The organism is Lacrimispora sp. YZC11, assembly GCF_057543815.1.
In genome coordinates this window covers 511,510-528,223 of the sequence record NZ_BAAJYQ010000016.1, presented here as the reverse complement: position 1 = coordinate 528,223, position 16,714 = coordinate 511,510, and the positions used below count along the sequence as shown (strand labels likewise).

Genomic DNA, 16,714 nt, shown 5'->3' with positions numbered 1-16,714 from the left:
AGAAAATGGAAATTGCAAAATTAGTGGATCACACGATGCTAAAGGCAGATGCCACATCAGAAACAATTAAGAGATACTGTTCAGAAGCAAAAGAATATGGATTTGCATCAGTGTGCGTGAATACTTGTCAAGTACCTCTCGCTGCACAGGAATTAAAAGGCAGCGGTGTCGCTGTTTGCTGTGTGGTAGGTTTCCCTCTGGGAGCGATGTTAGCTTCCGCAAAAGCGTTTGAAGCTGCCGAGGCTGTGAAGGCTGGGGCAGATGAAGTAGATACGGTAATGAATATCGGCGCCATGAAGGATAAAAATTATGATCTGGTGCGTGATGATATAAAAGCAGTTGTGGAAGCCTCCCAGGGGAAAATTGTTAAAGTTATTCTAGAAAACTGCCTCTTAACGAAAGAGGAAATTGTAAAGGCCTGTGAGCTTTCTATAGAAGCCGGAGCAGATTTTGTAAAGACATCCACAGGTTTTAGTACAGGTGGTGCTGTGCCAGAAGATGTGGCACTTATGAAGCAGACGGTAGGGAACCGGGCAAAGGTAAAGGCAAGCGGAGGAATCCGTACACCGGAAGAGGCCAGGGCCATGACAGAAGCCGGAGCGGACCGGATTGGGGCAGGCAACGGAATCGCCTTGCTATAAGAAAAAGGAGAAGGATTATGGGGAATAAAGTAACAGTTTTCGGAAGCTTTGTAGTGGATCTGATGGGAAGAAGCCCCCATCTTCCGGTCCCGGGAGAAACCGTTAAAGGAAGTATTTTTAAAATGGGTCCGGGCGGCAAGGGATTCAACCAGGGGGTAGCTGCCCATAAGGCGGGAGCTGATGTGACCATGGTAACGAAGCTTGGGGAGGATGCATTCTCAGATGTGGCTTTAAATACCATGAAAAACCTGGGAATGGATACCAAGCGGATATTCCGTACCGGACAGACAGAAACCGGCTGTGCGCTGATCATGGTGGATGAAAACACCAGCCAGAATGAAATCGTCGTCATTTTAGGCGCCTGCGACACGATTACAGATGAGGAAGTAGAATCTATTTCAGACCTGCTGGATCAGTCAGAATTTCTGCTGACTCAGTTGGAAACCAATATTTCTTCCGTGGAAAAAGTAATTGATCTTGCATATGAGAAAGGCGTAAAAATCATTTTAAATACGGCTCCTGTACAGCCGGTCAGTGACAGTATATTAAGTAAGGTGGATTTAATCACGCCTAATGAGGTAGAAGCTGAGATATTAACCGGGATACCGGTGGATGGGGAAGAGAATGCAGGAAGAGCTGCAGACTTCTTTTTTGAAAAAGGAGTTAAAAATGTACTTATTACGTTAGGGGGAAAAGGAGTTTATTTGGCAACTCCTGAGAAGAGGGGCATCCTGCCAGCTTACCGGGTCAGCGCAGTTGATACAACCGGTGCTGGGGATGCATTTAATGGCGGCCTGGTGGCAGCCTTAGCAGAAGGAAAGGATCTATGGGAGGCGGCAGCCTTTGCCAATGCATTAGCTGCTATTTCTGTACAGAGGATTGGAACCACACCGGCCATGCCTGACCGGGAAGAAATTGACTCATTTATCAGAGAGCAGAAGAAGGAGATACGGTCATGTTAAAAACAGGAATTTTACACCCTCAATTAGCAAGAGTCATGGCAGAACTCAGGCATATGGATATGCTGGTAATCGGAGATGCCGGACTTCCTATTCCCAAGGGAGTGGAACGGGTGGACTTGGGCTGGAAGCCGGGAAGTCCTGCTTATCTGGAGGTACTGGAAGAAATAGAAAAGTATATGGTAACGGAAAGGGCTATATTTGCAGAGGAGGCACTTGCAGTAAGCCCAGAACTACATAAAAAGGCACTGGCTCTCCTGCCGGAAGGAATTCCGGTGGAGTATGTGCCCCATACGGAGTTAAAAAAGATGACTGAGGGGGCCAAGGCAATCATCCTGACAGGCGAATTTACAGGATATACCAACGTAGTACTGGTCTCAGGATGCGCATATTGACCGGAAGCAAAGGGGAAGTGGTGAAAACATATGGGAGGAAGGTTAGTTTTAAAACTGGAATCAATCGTAAAGACGTTTCCCGGTGTCAAGGCTCTTGACGGGGTTCATCTGGAGATTTTTGAGGGAGAAGTCCATGCCCTGTGCGGAGAAAACGGGGCAGGAAAATCTACCTTGATGAAAATAATCGCGGGAGCACAGCCTTATACTTCCGGTGCCATGTATCTGGATGGGAAAGAAGTGGTGTTTCATTCCGCCAAAGATGCGGAAAAACATGGGATCGCCATGATCTATCAGGAGTTTAATATGGTTCCGGAGCTGTCTGTGGCAGAAAACATGTATCTTGGAAGACTTCCTGTAAGTCCATTGGGGAAAGTGGATTGGAACAGGCTGTACCAGGAGGCACAGGAAAATCTGGATCATCTGGGCTTAAAGTTCAGTGCAAAGACAAAGGTCAGAAATCTGTCAGTAGCAGAGGCTCAGATGACGGAGATTGCCAAGTGCCTGACCATCGGGGCAAAGATCATCATTATGGATGAGCCCACCGCAGCACTGGCAGAAGAGGAAATCCAGATTCTCTTTAGGACAATTGAGGAACTGAAGAAAAAGGGAATTGCAATCATTTACATATCTCACCGCATGGATGAAATTTTTCGGATTTCAGACCGTCTTACCGTTTTCCGCGACGGAAAATTCGTTGCATCAAAAACCATTGGAGAGACGGATTATGATGATGTGGTATCCATGATGGTCGGACGCAATGTATCCAATCTGTATCCGGTTAGAGATTACAAAACCCAGGAAGTGGTATTTGAAGCCAGGAAAGTAAACAGCCGTGGGGTACACGATGTCAGCTTAAAGCTTCACAAAGGGGAAATATTAGGGATTACAGGTCTTTTGGGTGCCGGTACCATAGAACTTTCCAAGTTGATTTACGGTGCCATTCCAATGGACAACGGTGAAATTTACGTACATGGTAAAAAGAAGGATTGTTCTTCTCCCAGAAAAGCATTAGAAGCTGGAATCGGGTTTGTCTCGGATGACAGGAAGCAGGAGGGGCTTGTTTTATTAAGAAGCATCAAAGAAAATATCTCCATGTCTTCTCTAAAAAAGCTGACCAAAGGATTCCGGCTGGATAACAGGCTGGAAATGGACCGTGTAAAGGAACAGGTGAAAGCGCTTAATATTAAAGTCAGTTCTGCACAGCAGCTTGCCGGAAAGTTAAGCGGCGGAAACCAGCAGAAAGTAGTGTTTGCAAAGGTGCTTTTAGCGGATTCTGATATTCTGATTTTAGACGAGCCCACACGAGGAGTCGATGTGGGGGCCAAGGCGGAGATCTATGCCATTATGAACAAGCTGACGGAAGCGGGCAAGAGTATCCTTGTAATTTCTACGGATCTTCCGGAATTGATTGGAGTCAGTGACCGCGTCATTGTCATGCGGGAAGGACGAACGGTGCTAGAAATCTCCAAACAGGAAATGAATCAGGAAAAAATATTAGCACATGCGTCTGGAGGGGTAAGTGAAAATGAATCAGGAAACTAAGAAACGGTTAATAAACCAAATTAATATATATCGATCAGTTTTGATCTTACTGGTAATCTGTATCTTTGCCGCCTTTTTGTCAGAAAGCTTTTTAAGTGTTTCCAACCTGTTTAATGTTTTTAAGCAGGTGACAGTTGCCGGCATCATCGGATGCGGCATGACCTTTGTGATCCTTACCGGCGGAATCGATTTGTCCGTAGGTTCCATTCTGGGGTTTGCCGGAGTTGTAGCCTCCGGTGTGCTGGCGTCCACTGGCAATACCTTTCTGGCCGTACTTACAGCAGTCGCAATCGGAATTACCTGCGGAATCGTAAATGGATTTTTTATTTCTCAGTGCGGGATTCCCCCGTTTATCGCTACCCTTGGCATGATGACCCTGCTTCGGGGCTGTGTTTTGGTTTATACCAAAGGTTCTCCTATTCCGGTCAAGATAGATTCCTATAAATTTATTGGAAAAGGTACGGTTCTGGGGATTCCGGTGCCTGTTATTATACTGATAGGGCTTTTTCTGCTGGCACATTACATATTGACGCAGACCAGCTTTGGACGCAGCATTTATGCCTTTGGCGGAAACAGGGAAGCAGCCCGCTTATCTGGAATTTCCGTAAAAAAGACGGAGTGGATGGCTTACATCATTAATGGCTTTTTAAGTGGCATTGCGGCAGTGGTTTTAACAGCCAGACTGGGGTCTGCACAATCCACCAGCGGACAGGGGATCGAGATGGATGCCATTGCAGCAGTCATACTTGGAGGTACCAGCTTAAGCGGTGGAACAGGATTTGTTCTGCCAACTGTGGTAGGTGCCATGATCATGGGTATTATCGATAATATTCTTACGCTTATGAACGTAAATCCCCATGCCACCAATATTGTAAAGGGCGCAGTTGTACTCATCGCAGTTCTGGTGGACAAAAAGGTTAAGGATTTATCTGCGAAAGCAGAATAAATAAAACTATTAATGTAAAAAAGAAGGGAAGGTAAAAGATTATGATCAAAAGAAAACACATGGCAGCAGTAGCAGCTGCAGGACTTGTTCTTGCATCACTGGCAGGATGCAGCAGCGGAGAGAAGGCGCCTGAAACCAAACAGGAGACCGCACAGACAGAAGCAGCTACGACTACAGCGAAAGCTGATGCAGAGGCTGGGTCAGGGGAAAAGAAATACGTGATAGGACTTGCGATGAATACTCAGACAAACCCATTTTTCGTGGATGTCAAAGACGGAGTACAGAAAGCCGCAGATGAATTAGGAGTGGAGCTTTATATCACAGATGCTCAGGATGACCCTGCAATTCAGATGAAGGATGTAGAAAACCTGATCACTAAAAAACCAGACTGTATCATCATTGATACCTGCGATTCCGATGCAATTGTTTCTTCCATTGAAGCATGCAACGAAGCCGGTATCCCGGTGCTTACCATGGACCGTGAAGCCAGCGGCGGGGAAGTGGTTTCCCATATCGGTTACGATGCCATCAAATCCGGTAAACTGGCTGGCCAGTATCTGGTAGACACACTGGGAGGCAAAGGTAATATCGTAGAAATCCAGGGTATTATGGGAACCAATGTGGCTCAGAGCCGCTCCAAGGGCTTTAACGAAGTTATAAGCCAGAATCCTGACATGAAGATCGTTGCCTGCCAGGTTGCAGATTTTGACCGTTCCAAGGGCATGAGCGTAATGGAGAACATTCTTCAGGCCAACGACCACATCGACGGATTATATGCAGCCAACGATGAAATGCTTCTCGGTGCTTTGGAAGCGATCGAAGCTGCCGGACGTCTGGATGAGATTACCATGATCGGCTGTGATGCCATTGATGACACCATTGAAGCAATTAAGGCAGGAAAGGTTGAAGCAACGATTGCAGAACCTCCTTTCTTCCTTGGAAAAGCAATTTTGAACTCTGCATACAATTATCTGCAGGGCAAAGACGTAGACAAGTATGTAATTCTGGACAATGAACTGGTAACCGCTGATAACGTAAATGAATTAGTCACAAAAGAATAATCGATATTTATATTGGCTGCGGCATCAGACTGGATTGATCGGTCTGATGCCGCAGCTCTTTATATGGGACGTGACAATATTTGTAAATTCTGAAAAGATTTTCGTTTTTGTTTGTGATATAATTTCTACAGTTTTTAATAATGATGAGCCGCATTCAAAAATATGAGACAGGAGGTGTTGTCATGATTATATCACTTGATCCAAAGACCGTAGATAAATTAACAAAAACTGAGCTTGAAATCGTAAATTTTATTAATACACATGAAGATACCCTTCCTGAGATGTCAATTGTAGATATTGCATTTGAGACATATTCTTCTCCCTCTACCGTTTCCAGAGCAATCCGGAAGTGCGGATTAAACGGATTCAATGAGCTCCGGTACCGCTCCGTTAATAAGGCAAAAAGCGAGGAAATACAAGGCATAAATGAAATACTCAATAAAACCCTTATTGAGGCACAGAAAGTTCATGAACGTATTTCCCTTACCGATGTCCTGGAGATTATTAAATGCCTGGATTCCGCCCGGCAGATATCGGTTTTTGCAAGAGGGCCCACAACTTATGTTGGGCAGGAGTTTTCCTTAAAGCTTCAGCTTCTGGACTATGATGTCTTTTACACAGACGATCCCAACATCATGCAGGTAAAAGCTTCAAAACTAAAGGCAGACGATGTTTTGTTTCTCTTATCCTTAAACGGAGAAACTCCAGAGCTGATCGCCTCTGCATTTACAGCCTTTCACCGTGGAAACCGAGTGATTACCTGCTGCTGTAATGAGAAGTCCAAACTGTTGTTATACAGCAATTATTCCCTTATCGGATATAAGCATTCCCATCAGGCAATCAAGGAATTTGAAGTCTCATCAAGAATTGCATTGCATATGATTTGCAGAATTATCATTGATTACATATCAACCTATCGAAAGAAATAACAGGGCGGATGAAAAATCCGGCCCTTTTTTTGTATCTTGGCTTTGCCGGGTTTTCAATTTCTGAAAAGATTTTCATGGGATTTCTTTATATAATGGCAAATGAGCAGAAGTTCTGAAAAAAGGTGAGGTGCAATAGAAGATGATCTATACTTTGACTACAAATCCTGCGATTGATATGAATATTTCAACCAATGGGATACAGGCAAAAGTAGTAAACCGGACGTATGGTGCTGTTTATACTCCCAATGGTAAGGGGCTGAATGTAAGCTATTGTTTGAAACGGTTCCATATCCAATCAAAAGTTCTTGGCTTTTTTGGAGATTTTTCAGGAAAGTATATCGTTGAAGAGACTCAGAAGAAATCCATTGAAACCTTTCCGGTCTGGGTGGAAGATATCACACGGATTAATATTTTTATAAACGATGGGAAAGAGGAGTTCAAGTTTGTAAATGAAGGGTCCTATGTATCTGACCGGAAGCAGGAGGATATGCTCCGGATTATGAACGGACTTGCTGATTTAGATACGCTGGTAATCAGCGGAAGCCTGCCAAAGGGGATCGGAAACCAGTTTTATGATGAGGTAATGGAAATATGCAGAAAAAAACAGGTAAAGGTAATTTTAGATATCAGTTCCGATTACTTAAAGGACTTAATGCATTATCGGCCATACTTAATTAAGCCCAATGATGAGGAAGTAAAAGATATCTTTGGAATCATTATGCGGGATGAAGCTGATATGGTCGATGCCCTCCACTATCTGCACGAGAAGGGGGCACAAAATATCCTTATTACACTGGGGGATCGGGGATCCTATTTTTATAATGGGAAATCTGTATTTTTTGCAGGTACAAAGAACGTTGAGCTGGTCAGCTCTGCCTGCGCGGGAGATGCATGCCTTGCCGGATTTTTAAGCGTATGGCTTGATCAGCCGGGGGAGGTAGAACAAGCATTAAAGCGTTCTGCGGCAGTAGGGGCAAACGTGGCTGAGAGCAACGGATTGGGACCCATGGATAAGGTAGATGATTATGAGAAGGAAATTGATGTAAGAAGGGTGGAATAAACATGTGGCTGTTTCATGATTGTCACAAGAATAGGAGAGAGAAAAATGCCGTTAGTTACTTCTAAAAAAATGTTACTTGATGCCCAAAAAGGAAACTATGCAGTCGGTGCCTTTAATGTGGAAAACATGGAAATGGTTATGGCTGTCATTGATGCGGCGGAGGAGCTTCAGGCGCCGGTGATTCTGCAGACGACGCCGTCTACAGTAAAATACGGAGGCTTAAACCTGTACTATGCGAATGTAAAAGCAGCAGCCGAACGCGCTTCTGTCCCTGTGGCGCTTCACCTGGATCATGGCAGCAGCTTTGAACTGGCGATGCAGGCCCTTCGTGAGGGATATACCTCCATTATGATAGACGGTTCCCATTTGTCCCTGGAAGAGAATGCGGCTATATCAAAATCCGTTGTGGATGCATGCCATCCGTCTTACATACCGGTCGAAGGGGAGCTGGGGCGTGTGGGAGGAAAGGAAGATGATCTGGAGGGCGGTGACGGAGGATTCACATCACCGGATGAAGCCGCTTATTTTGTGGAAAAGACAGGAATCGATTATCTTGCGGTATCCATCGGAACAGCACATGGCGTATATTCCGGAGTTCCCAATATCCGCATTGATATACTAAAGGAAATCAGGAAGAAGGTTTCCATACCCCTTGTTCTCCATGGAACCTCCGGGCTTGCAGATGAAACGGTGCAGGAATGCATCCGGGAAGGCATTTGTAAAGTCAATTATGCGACGGATTTACGAATCGCATTTAGCGAAGGGGTGAAAGCGGTTCTAAAAGAAAACCAATCCGTTATTGATCCAAAAACTTATGGCAAAAGAGGCCGAGAGTCTGTAAAGCAGTATGTATGGAACAAAATTTCAGTTTGTGGCAGCGGGGGGAAAGCAGGAAATTATGAATAAGCTGATCAATAGCCAGGAGCGGATGGTACCGGAGATGCTGGAAGGCTATCTATCATTAAATCCGGACCTGTACTGCAAGGTACCTGGCGTTATGGGTATTAAAAATAAAAGGGAAGAAGATAAGGTGTCGGTGGTCATTGCCGGAGGATCTGGGAATGAACCGTGGGTTCTGGGATTTGTAGGAGATGGCCTGGCTGACGGAGCTGCCCTGGGAAATGTTTATACGGCGCCGCCTTCCCGTACCGTATTGGAAGTGACAAGGTCAGTGCCTCATGATAAGGGCGTCATTTTTATCGCGGCAAACCATGCCGGAGATGTGCTGAATTTTGAACTGGTGCGGGAGCTGGCCGAATTGGAAGGAATTAAGTCCCATTGCATTTATGTATCCGATGATATTTCGTCGGCTCCCCTGGAAAAAAAGGAGGAGCGCAGGGGGATATCAGGAATTTCCTTTGTGGTTAAAATTGCGGGGGCAGCATCAAAAGAAGGCTATGGTCTGGAAGAAATGAAACGGGTGGTTGAGAAAGCAGTCAAAAACACCAGAACCTTTGGTGTAACAACCTCCCCGGGATATATGCCCGGGTCAGGAGAGGCGATGTGCGAGCTTCCGGATGGCTTTGTGGAGTTTGGAATGGGATTTAATGGAGAGCCCGGAACGAAACGGGAAGAGCTCTCGTCAGCAGATGCGATAACAGAAGCGCTCATGGAACAGTTGTTAAATGAGGTCCCGGCAGGCTGTGAGGCTGCATTTATGGTGAATGGTTACGGATTTACCAGCATGCTGGAACTTTGCATCGTAAGCCGGAAAGTGAGTGAAATTGCAGAGGCAAACGGAATTGTCAATGTTCATTCATTTATTGATACCCTTTTTTCACCTCAGGGAACCGGTGGCTTTTCCGTATCAATACTGATCCTTGATGATGAGTTGAAAGAATTATATCAAAAACCCTGTAAATCCCCATTATTCCGGTTTCAAGGAGGCAGCAGATGAATGTGGATCAACTAAATGCGGATCAGGTAAAGCAGCTTTTTCTGTGTGTTGCCGACCGGATTGTTATAAATGAGCCGTATCTGACAGAAATTGATATGAAAATAGGTGATGGAGATCATGGCACGGGAATGGAACTGGGATTTAAAGCGGTCCTGGAACAGCTTCCTTCCCTGGAAGCAGAATCCGTGGAATCCGTATTTCAGGAATTGGGGCGGATTCTGCTTGATACCATGGGCGGAGCCTCAGGCGTTTTGTTTGGTACCATGTTTATCAGCGGTGTTATCCGTCGAGAACCATCCTGTTGTTTTGGGCTTTCGGATTTTGCGGAAAGCTTCCGGGTATCCCTGGATGCCATTATGCAAAGAGGGAAGGCCAGGGTCGGAGATAAGACTATGGTGGATGCATTGGAGCCAGCCGTTGCTGCGTTAGAACACGCCGCTTCCCAGGGGCTGACCATCCATGAGGGATTCTCCATGGCTGCAACAGCAGCAAAAAAGGGTGTTGAATATACAAAAGAAATAAAAGCCAGATTTGGAAGGGCTAAATATTACGGGGACAAGGCGATTGGACTGCAGGATGCGGGTGCTACATCCGTATGGCTGATTTTCCAGGCTATGTCGGATTGGGTATCAAATAACTTGATATAAATAAAAATTATGGGAGGTTACGCAACATGAAGAAAGCATTAAAGAGATTTTTAGTCGCAGGAGCAGTAGTTTTGAGTCTGGCGGGATGCCAGAAAGCCGCACAGGAACCGGCAGTGGCAACAAATGCGGGAAGCGAGGAGGCTTCAAAGCCTAAGGAAACCAATGACAAAAGCATCACAGTGGGTGTCAGCCTGTTAAACAATGCGCATGTTTTCTATAATAACATAGAGGCAGCTATGAATGAAAAGGCAAAAGAAATGGGATATCAGCTGATCATCCAGGATGCGGCCGGAGACGGCAACAAACAGCTGAATCAGGTACAGGATTTTATTACACAAAAGGTAGATGCCATCGTCATTTGTCCAACCAACTCCGCTGGAAGTAAATCCATGGTGGAACTGGCTGATGCAGCCGGTATACCGGTATTTACCATGGATGTTGCGTCGGATGGAGAGGTAATCAGCCATATTTCAACCGATAATTACAGAGGCGGAGAACTGGCTGCAGAATATGCGGTAGAACATATCCTGAAACAAAAAGCCGGTCAGGCGGCAGTTATTACATATGCAGAGATTGAAGGCTGCGTACAGCGTGAAAAAGGGTTCACAGAATGGCTTAGTAAAAATGCTCCCGTTGTATCGGTTGTGGATGTACAGAACTATTCAGGAGACCAGGGAAAAGCGGCAGAGGTTATGCAGAATATGCTGTTAAAGCATGAAAACCTTGATGTGGTATTTTGCGTCGGCGATCCCGCGGCCGTAGGCGCCATGTCCTCCATTGATGCGGTGGGAAGTAATGTAAAAGTGATTGGTTTTGACGGAAACCCGGAAGGTGTTGAAGCGATTTTAAGCGGCGGAAACTGGATCGCTGATATTGCTCAGGATCCGTCAGCCATTGGAATAACAACATTGGAATGCATTAAGAAGCATCTGGCAGGTGAGTCTGTTGAAAAATTAATTCCGATTCCACCCAGAGTGGTTGACGCAAGCAACTTAAAATAATACAACCTATAACGGAAGGAGTGAGATGCAATGAAAGAACAGGCTTTCGTTGCTTTAGAACACATTAGTAAATCCTTCCCTGGCGTAAAAGCACTGAATGACGTTTCCATCAATTTTTCCCCTGGCAGAGTCCATGTTCTGCTGGGGGAAAATGGTGCAGGGAAATCTACAATTATTAAAATTATCTCAGGGGTATATCAATCGGATGAAGGGAATCTGATTGTCAGAGGAAATAAAGAAAGATTTGAAAACACCAGAGAATCCTTAGGGAAAGGAATCAGTGTGATCCATCAGGAGCTCAGTGTGATACCGGATCTGACGATTGCTGAGAACATCTTCCTTGGAAGGGAACCAAAAACCCCCTTAGGGCTGATTGATAAGCAGAAGATGAATCAGGAAGCCGGTAAGCTGCTGGAATCATTGGGAATGCAAATAAACCCCAGGACATTTATCAGAAAGCTGGCCAATGGGGATAAGCAGATGGTCGAAATCGCCAGGGCGGTATCCCAAAACAGTTCAATGGTCATCATGGATGAGCCTACCTCCTCCTTGTCGGAAAAGGAAGTGGGGGCATTGTTTAAAGTCATAAAGTCTTTAAAGGAAGAAAATGTAGCGGTTATTTACATATCCCACCGTTTGAAGGAAATACGTGAAATAGGGGATGATATTACGATTTTAAGAGATGGAAAAGTTGTAGTAACTCTGCCTTTATCTCAAATTTCAGAAGAAGAAATGATCAACAAGATGGTCGGAAGAGAAATGAAGCAGTTCTATTTCCGGTCAGAAAATGCAGTGAAGGATGAAATTGTGTTATCCGTAGAAAACCTGGGACGAGGCGGCATGTTCCACAATGTCTCATTTCAGCTGAGAAGGGGAGAAATCCTGGGTGTTGCAGGATTGATCGGTGCTGGACGGACAGAAGTGATGAGAACTGTTTTCGGAGCGGATGCCCCGGACTCTGGTTCTATGTTTGTCCATGGCAGACCATACCGGCCGAAATCTGTAAAGGATGGGGTTGCCTCCGGGATTGGCCTTGTTCCGGAGGACAGAAGGGGCCAGGGGCTGCTTCTTGAAAATAATGTAGCCATCAATACGACGTTATCCAGCTTGTTTCAAAGGTCTAAAAAGGGATTGATCGACTTCGCCTGGGAAAAGGCGGCGTCAGAGGAATATGTGAAAAAGATGGGGACGAAAACTCCCGGGATCAAGACCAGGATCAAAAATCTCTCAGGAGGTAACCAGCAGAAGGTGGTCATTGCAAGGTGGCTTCTTGCAGGCTCCCGTATTTTGATCATGGACGAGCCTACCAGGGGGATTGATGTCAATGCAAAAGCTGAAATCTACAACTTGATGAAGGAGTTTGTAGAGGCAGGAGGCAGCATTATCATGGTTTCCTCTGATCTGCCAGAAATTCTTGGAGTTGCAGACCGGATTATGATCATGAGGGAAGGGACTGTTTCAGGATTTATAGATACCAAAGAGGCTTCGGAAGAAAAAATCATGGGATTGGCAAGTATCAGCACAGAAAGTTCCGGGAGGGCAAAAGAATGAATAAACAAAAACCAAATAAATATCTGACATTTGCAAAAGACAATACCATGCTGATTTTCCTGATCCTTTTGTTTGCACTTTGCCTGATGTTTGTTCCCAGGTTTGCAACCATCGGTAACTTTAAGAATGTATTGATTCAAATTGCAATTAATGCATTGATTGCAACCGGCATGACTTTTGTGATTCTTTCTGATGGAATTGATTTATCCGTTGGCTCTGTTGCGGCACTTGCCGGTATTGCAGCAGCAGCCTGCATCAAGCTGTTTCCGGATGCCGGCATAGGGCTGAGCTTGTGTGTGATTGTGGCAGCATCTGTTGTGGTCGGAGGAATTTGCGGCAGCATCAACGGATTATTTGTATCTGTTTTAAATGTTCCGCCCTTTATCGCCACGCTGGCGATGATGAATGCCGCAAGAGGTCTGGGATATGTTTTTACAGATGCAAAACCGATATTCGGACTTCCGGCTTCTTTTGGCTGGGTAGGACTTCGCTCGGTTGGTCCGGTGCCGGTATCTGTCATACTCATGTTTTTGGTGATTGGTACTGCCATTTTTATTCTTGGAAGAACCTGTTACGGCAGATACATTTATGCGGTAGGAAGCAATACGGAGGTTGCAAAGCTCAGCGGAATCCAGGTAAGGAAGATCAAAATGTCTGTTTATATTATCTGCGGAATCTTAGCGGCCCTTGCAGGTGCGGTATTGGCTTCTAAACTGCAGAACGGTCAGGCAACTGCCGCAGCCGGATATGAGCTGAATGCCATTGCTGCTGTAGCTATGGGAGGCACCAGTATGTCCGGAGGACGGGGCGGTATGGTGCAGACGATCTTTGGACTCTTTGTCATCGGAATCATAAATAATGCATTGAGTCTGTTAGGCATATCCTCTTATTGGCAGACCATTGCCATGGGAGTTATTATTCTCATTGCAGTAGTGATTGACCGGTTACAGAGCAATGAGTGATGCTGGTATTGATTAGTTTCCGGCAAAGGTTACTTCTTTTAACCAGAGGCATTGCATGATATAATGAAGCCGGAAAAGGAAGAATAACATCAATAAAAGCAAATATAAATATTTGATTTTTGATATTTATTGAACATTAAAGCAAGGAGTCCTTTGTTGATAATTAAATCTGTGTTTATCCGCATCAAAAATATCAGGATTTACATCTAAAACTCAGGTATGATTGATTTGAAAGGAGGAATCAGGCAATGAATACGCTGGCTCAATTTAATGATGCAATGGCATATATTGAAAGAAATTTGATGTTTGATATTGAACCGAGTCAGATCGCACGCATATCCGGCTGTTCAGAATACCATTTTCGCAGAATGTTTTCTTTTCTAGCAGGAATGCCATTAGGTGAATATATTCGCCGCAGGCGGCTATCGGCAGCAGGACTGATGTTACAGACTGAATCGGTAAAAGTCATTGATTTAGCACTGCAGCTTGGCTATGAATCACCTGAAGCTTTTAGTAAAGCATTTCAAGTGATGCATGGAGTAACCCCTTCACAAGCTAAAAAAGCAAACACTGAACTTAAAGTCCTGCCTCCAATGACCTTTCAATTAACAATCAAAGGAGGAATGGAAATGAATTATCGGGTTGTCGAAAAAGACGAATTTTATGTTGTTGGATTTAAAAAAAGAATTACAGTGCAATTTAAAGGGGTCAATCCGCAGATGGACTCATTGGTACAAAAACTAACTCCTCAAATTATTGATGAGCTAAAAGGATTATGCGACGTGGAACCAAAAGGAATGCTCAGTGTTTCTGCGAATTTTCATGAGCGTACCACGGAAGGCTCACAACTTGACCAGTATATCGGAGTTGCCACTTCCAAAATGGCTTCTGACGGCTATGATATCCTTCATGTTGCGGCATCCACTTGGGCGGTATTTAAAGTGGTTGGTACGTTTCCGGATGCGATTCAGGACACATGGGCTAAGATTTATGGAGAATGGTTCCCGGCATCGGGATATGAATTGACCGGGGGACCGGAGTTATTGTGGAATGAAACCCCTGATACGAGCAGGCCAGATTATAAAAGTGAGATATGGATCCCTGTTCGCAAAATTGGCGGTTAAATGCACGAAAGCATTTAAACTGCCAGCCGGCATATAAAAAGCCGTCATCTGGCAGGCAATACGTTATGTCCAATGAAAAATGCATGATCAAGCGGCGGTTTTGTAATCGAAAAGATTCAAGGCCGTCGCTTTGCTTAGAGTATAAAGTGGGGAATCGATGACCTGCTTGATATTTTGGCTCAGTTATGCAATGATAGTGGTATGGTAATTATAAAAAACATATCATACGGAATTATGTCACATGCTGTTTTGTGACAATTACTGTAGAATAAATTCAAGCCCAAAGGTGAAATAATAATAATGGATTAAATAGTAAGGGCGTAAAGCATATAAAAACGGGGCTTCTGAATTTTCAGAGCCTTGTTTTTCATTTTCTGCAACTTTTTTGCATCTGAAATCATCTATATAACAGAACGGCAAAAATGTCTGTTAAAAGACAGAAAGGGTAACAAATGAGACAAGAGAACTATGATAAGATGACAGGCTACATCATTGAAAATCAGAAAAAATTTTACCGGCTGGCATTCAGCTACACCCAAAACCAGGAGGATGCCCTGGATATTGTTCAGAATGCTGTATTAAAAGCCCTGGATCATTATGAATCCTTGAAAAATTACGACGCTATTAAAACGTGGTTTTACAGAATACTTGTAAACGAAAGCATTTATTTTTTAAAGAAAAATAAAAAAGAGATCGCCTCAGGAGAAGACCTGGGTCTGGAGATACCCTATTATGAACAGGGCTTTGAACCATCGGATGACCTTTATAACGAGATCAACCGGTTGGATATAGAAATACAAAACATCATTAAGCTTCGTTTTTTTGAAGAAATGTCGCTGAAAGAGATTGCTAAGATCACCGGTGCCAATTTAAACACGGTAAAGGCAAGACTGTACCGTGGCTTAAAATTGTTAAAGCAGAATATTCAGGAGGTAAACTTATGAACCAGTTGGATGATGCAAAAAAGAGATACGATGAGACTCCCATTCCCGAGGAATTAAGCGGACGCATACAGGGTGCCATCGAGCAGTTTGAAGGAAGAAAAGCAACAAGCACCAGGAATAATAATGGGAATGGAAAGAGAAGGTACTATAAATGGGGATTGGGAACAGCGGCAGTTTTCCTTATTACATTTACTGCAGCACTAAATATAAACACAGCATTTGCTGAGGAGGTGCATCAGCTTCCGGTTGTAGGTGCCATCGCAAGGATCCTGACTGTAAGCTCCTATAAAAAGACTGTTGGGGATGAAAAAATTTCGGTAGAAGTGCCGGGAGTTGAATTTATCCAAAAGGACACCCATGGACTTTCCAAGCAAATAAATGAAGAAATCCAGGAAATCTGCAGCAAATATGCGGATGAATCATTGGAGCGTGCACAGGATTACAAACAGGCATTTTTGGATACAGGAGGAACAGAGGCAGAATGGGCGGAACATAAGATCGAGATCAAGGTGTGGTATGAGATCAAGGCCCAAAGCGAAGACTATCTTTCTTTTGTGGTAAGGGGAACAGAGAGCTGGACCTCTGCCTACAGTCAGGAAAAGTACTATAACATAGATCTAAAATCAGGAAAGCTATTATCACTAGGAGATGTTCTTGGAGAGGATTACATCAATAAAGCAAACGAGAGCATTAATAGCCAGATGGAGGAAAAATCAAAGGAAATTGGTATTCCATTTTTTACTCCTGAGGAGGGCGGTTTCGAAAGCATTACTGATGAGACAAAATTTTATATGAAGGATAATGGGAATCCGGTTATAGTTTTTGACAAATATGAGATAGCGCCTGGAGCTGCCGGGTCTGTCGAATTTGAAATAGTAAGGTAAAGAGCAAATCATGTTTATGGCTCTGTAAGGAAGGCTGACTGGAAAACAAGCGTATCGTTCCCGATGGACCATATGCTTGTTTTCTTTTGCAGGCAGGCCGATATCATCTCCGCCTTGCACTTTTTATTCTTATTCGTTACAATTGAACTCTCCACTATAACACCAGACTTT

17 protein-coding genes are annotated in these 16,714 nt (G+C 44.3%); all 17 read left to right on the top strand.

Translation table 11 applies throughout. The features are described 5' to 3' along the window. Nucleotides 1-5: 5 nt before the first annotated feature. Entirely contained in the window at nucleotides 6-641 is a 636-nt protein-coding gene (gene deoC / locus AC27IJ_RS17765; protein WP_312444112.1) for a deoxyribose-phosphate aldolase, read from the top strand. Nucleotides 642-658: 17 nt separating this feature from the next. After that, the gene (gene rbsK, locus AC27IJ_RS17760; RefSeq protein ID WP_487150006.1) at nucleotides 659-1,603 is read left to right on the top strand and encodes a ribokinase; all 945 of its coding nucleotides are present in this window, start codon (nucleotides 659-661) and stop codon (nucleotides 1,601-1,603) included. Next, nucleotides 1,597-1,995: a D-ribose pyranase gene (gene rbsD / locus AC27IJ_RS17755; RefSeq protein WP_312444109.1), complete on the top strand. Its 399-nt coding sequence runs from the start codon at nucleotides 1,597-1,599 to the stop codon at nucleotides 1,993-1,995. The genes rbsK and rbsD overlap by 7 nt, the downstream gene beginning before the upstream one ends. A 30-nt stretch (nucleotides 1,996-2,025) precedes the next feature. Continuing rightward, nucleotides 2,026-3,537 (top strand): sugar ABC transporter ATP-binding protein, encoded by a 1,512-nt coding sequence (locus AC27IJ_RS17750; RefSeq protein ID WP_487150003.1) that lies wholly within the window; start codon nucleotides 2,026-2,028, stop codon nucleotides 3,535-3,537. Further along, on the top strand, nucleotides 3,521-4,483 hold the full coding sequence (locus tag AC27IJ_RS17745; RefSeq protein ID WP_487150001.1) for an ABC transporter permease: 963 nt from the start codon (nucleotides 3,521-3,523) through the stop codon (nucleotides 4,481-4,483). The genes AC27IJ_RS17750 and AC27IJ_RS17745 overlap by 17 nt, the downstream gene beginning before the upstream one ends. A 41-nt stretch (nucleotides 4,484-4,524) precedes the next feature. Beyond that, complete coding sequence (locus AC27IJ_RS17740) at nucleotides 4,525-5,544, top strand: substrate-binding domain-containing protein (protein ID WP_331655706.1); 1,020 nt, start codon at nucleotides 4,525-4,527, stop codon at nucleotides 5,542-5,544. Nucleotides 5,545-5,726: 182 nt separating this feature from the next. Further along, entirely contained in the window at nucleotides 5,727-6,473 is a 747-nt protein-coding gene (locus AC27IJ_RS17735) for a MurR/RpiR family transcriptional regulator (protein WP_025232937.1), read from the top strand. Nucleotides 6,474-6,612: 139 nt separating this feature from the next. Continuing rightward, nucleotides 6,613-7,533 carry a 1-phosphofructokinase family hexose kinase gene (locus tag AC27IJ_RS17730; protein WP_092249386.1) on the top strand — a complete coding sequence of 307 codons (921 nt, stop codon included), beginning with the start codon at nucleotides 6,613-6,615 and terminating at the stop codon, nucleotides 7,531-7,533. Between the two features lie 45 nt (nucleotides 7,534-7,578). After that, nucleotides 7,579-8,439 carry a class II fructose-bisphosphate aldolase gene (locus AC27IJ_RS17725; protein WP_487149998.1) on the top strand — a complete coding sequence of 287 codons (861 nt, stop codon included), beginning with the start codon at nucleotides 7,579-7,581 and terminating at the stop codon, nucleotides 8,437-8,439. Further along, nucleotides 8,432-9,430, top strand: coding sequence for a dihydroxyacetone kinase subunit DhaK (locus AC27IJ_RS17720; protein ID WP_025232940.1), 999 nt, complete (start codon nucleotides 8,432-8,434; stop codon nucleotides 9,428-9,430). The genes AC27IJ_RS17725 and AC27IJ_RS17720 overlap by 8 nt, the downstream gene beginning before the upstream one ends. After that, on the top strand, nucleotides 9,427-10,077 hold the full coding sequence (dhaL, locus tag AC27IJ_RS17715; RefSeq protein WP_242883214.1) for a dihydroxyacetone kinase subunit DhaL: 651 nt from the start codon (nucleotides 9,427-9,429) through the stop codon (nucleotides 10,075-10,077). The genes AC27IJ_RS17720 and dhaL overlap by 4 nt, the downstream gene beginning before the upstream one ends. A 26-nt stretch (nucleotides 10,078-10,103) precedes the next feature. After that, the gene (locus AC27IJ_RS17710) at nucleotides 10,104-11,078 is read left to right on the top strand and encodes a substrate-binding domain-containing protein (protein ID WP_487149995.1); all 975 of its coding nucleotides are present in this window, start codon (nucleotides 10,104-10,106) and stop codon (nucleotides 11,076-11,078) included. A gap of 30 nt (nucleotides 11,079-11,108) precedes the next feature. Beyond that, nucleotides 11,109-12,629 carry a sugar ABC transporter ATP-binding protein gene (locus AC27IJ_RS17705; protein ID WP_487149993.1) on the top strand — a complete coding sequence of 507 codons (1,521 nt, stop codon included), beginning with the start codon at nucleotides 11,109-11,111 and terminating at the stop codon, nucleotides 12,627-12,629. After that, nucleotides 12,626-13,591, top strand: coding sequence for an ABC transporter permease (locus AC27IJ_RS17700; RefSeq protein WP_092249395.1), 966 nt, complete (start codon nucleotides 12,626-12,628; stop codon nucleotides 13,589-13,591). The genes AC27IJ_RS17705 and AC27IJ_RS17700 overlap by 4 nt, the downstream gene beginning before the upstream one ends. A 248-nt stretch (nucleotides 13,592-13,839) precedes the next feature. Continuing rightward, nucleotides 13,840-14,715: an AraC family transcriptional regulator gene (locus AC27IJ_RS17695; protein WP_487149990.1), complete on the top strand. Its 876-nt coding sequence runs from the start codon at nucleotides 13,840-13,842 to the stop codon at nucleotides 14,713-14,715. Nucleotides 14,716-15,167: 452 nt separating this feature from the next. Further along, nucleotides 15,168-15,659 carry a sigma-70 family RNA polymerase sigma factor gene (locus AC27IJ_RS17690; RefSeq protein WP_312444096.1) on the top strand — a complete coding sequence of 164 codons (492 nt, stop codon included), beginning with the start codon at nucleotides 15,168-15,170 and terminating at the stop codon, nucleotides 15,657-15,659. Beyond that, nucleotides 15,656-16,543: an RsiV family protein gene (locus tag AC27IJ_RS17685; protein ID WP_487149988.1), complete on the top strand. Its 888-nt coding sequence runs from the start codon at nucleotides 15,656-15,658 to the stop codon at nucleotides 16,541-16,543. Before AC27IJ_RS17690 ends, AC27IJ_RS17685 begins: the two co-directional genes overlap by 4 nt. Nucleotides 16,544-16,714 lie beyond the last annotated feature (171 nt).

Excerpts from the sequence above, each read along its gene's own strand:
- AC27IJ_RS17690 (WP_312444096.1), top strand. The coding sequence starts at position 15,168 with ATGAGACAAGAGAACTATGATAAGATGACAGGCTACATCATTGAAAAT.
- AC27IJ_RS17740 (WP_331655706.1), top strand. The coding sequence starts at position 4,525 with ATGATCAAAAGAAAACACATGGCAGCAGTAGCAGCTGCAGGACTTGTT.
- AC27IJ_RS17730 (WP_092249386.1), top strand. The coding sequence starts at position 6,613 with ATGATCTATACTTTGACTACAAATCCTGCGATTGATATGAATATTTCA.
- deoC (WP_312444112.1), top strand. The coding sequence starts at position 6 with ATGGAAATTGCAAAATTAGTGGATCACACGATGCTAAAGGCAGATGCC.
- rbsD (WP_312444109.1), top strand. The coding sequence starts at position 1,597 with ATGTTAAAAACAGGAATTTTACACCCTCAATTAGCAAGAGTCATGGCA.
- AC27IJ_RS17745 (WP_487150001.1), top strand. The coding sequence starts at position 3,521 with ATGAATCAGGAAACTAAGAAACGGTTAATAAACCAAATTAATATATAT.
- AC27IJ_RS17750 (WP_487150003.1), top strand. The coding sequence starts at position 2,026 with ATGGGAGGAAGGTTAGTTTTAAAACTGGAATCAATCGTAAAGACGTTT.
- AC27IJ_RS17685 (WP_487149988.1), top strand. The coding sequence starts at position 15,656 with ATGAACCAGTTGGATGATGCAAAAAAGAGATACGATGAGACTCCCATT.
- AC27IJ_RS17735 (WP_025232937.1), top strand. The coding sequence starts at position 5,727 with ATGATTATATCACTTGATCCAAAGACCGTAGATAAATTAACAAAAACT.
- dhaL (WP_242883214.1), top strand. The coding sequence starts at position 9,427 with ATGAATGTGGATCAACTAAATGCGGATCAGGTAAAGCAGCTTTTTCTG.
- AC27IJ_RS17700 (WP_092249395.1), top strand. The coding sequence starts at position 12,626 with ATGAATAAACAAAAACCAAATAAATATCTGACATTTGCAAAAGACAAT.
- AC27IJ_RS17725 (WP_487149998.1), top strand. The coding sequence starts at position 7,579 with ATGCCGTTAGTTACTTCTAAAAAAATGTTACTTGATGCCCAAAAAGGA.
- AC27IJ_RS17705 (WP_487149993.1), top strand. The coding sequence starts at position 11,109 with ATGAAAGAACAGGCTTTCGTTGCTTTAGAACACATTAGTAAATCCTTC.
- AC27IJ_RS17695 (WP_487149990.1), top strand. The coding sequence starts at position 13,840 with ATGAATACGCTGGCTCAATTTAATGATGCAATGGCATATATTGAAAGA.
- AC27IJ_RS17720 (WP_025232940.1), top strand. The coding sequence starts at position 8,432 with ATGAATAAGCTGATCAATAGCCAGGAGCGGATGGTACCGGAGATGCTG.
- rbsK (WP_487150006.1), top strand. The coding sequence starts at position 659 with ATGGGGAATAAAGTAACAGTTTTCGGAAGCTTTGTAGTGGATCTGATG.
- AC27IJ_RS17710 (WP_487149995.1), top strand. The coding sequence starts at position 10,104 with ATGAAGAAAGCATTAAAGAGATTTTTAGTCGCAGGAGCAGTAGTTTTG.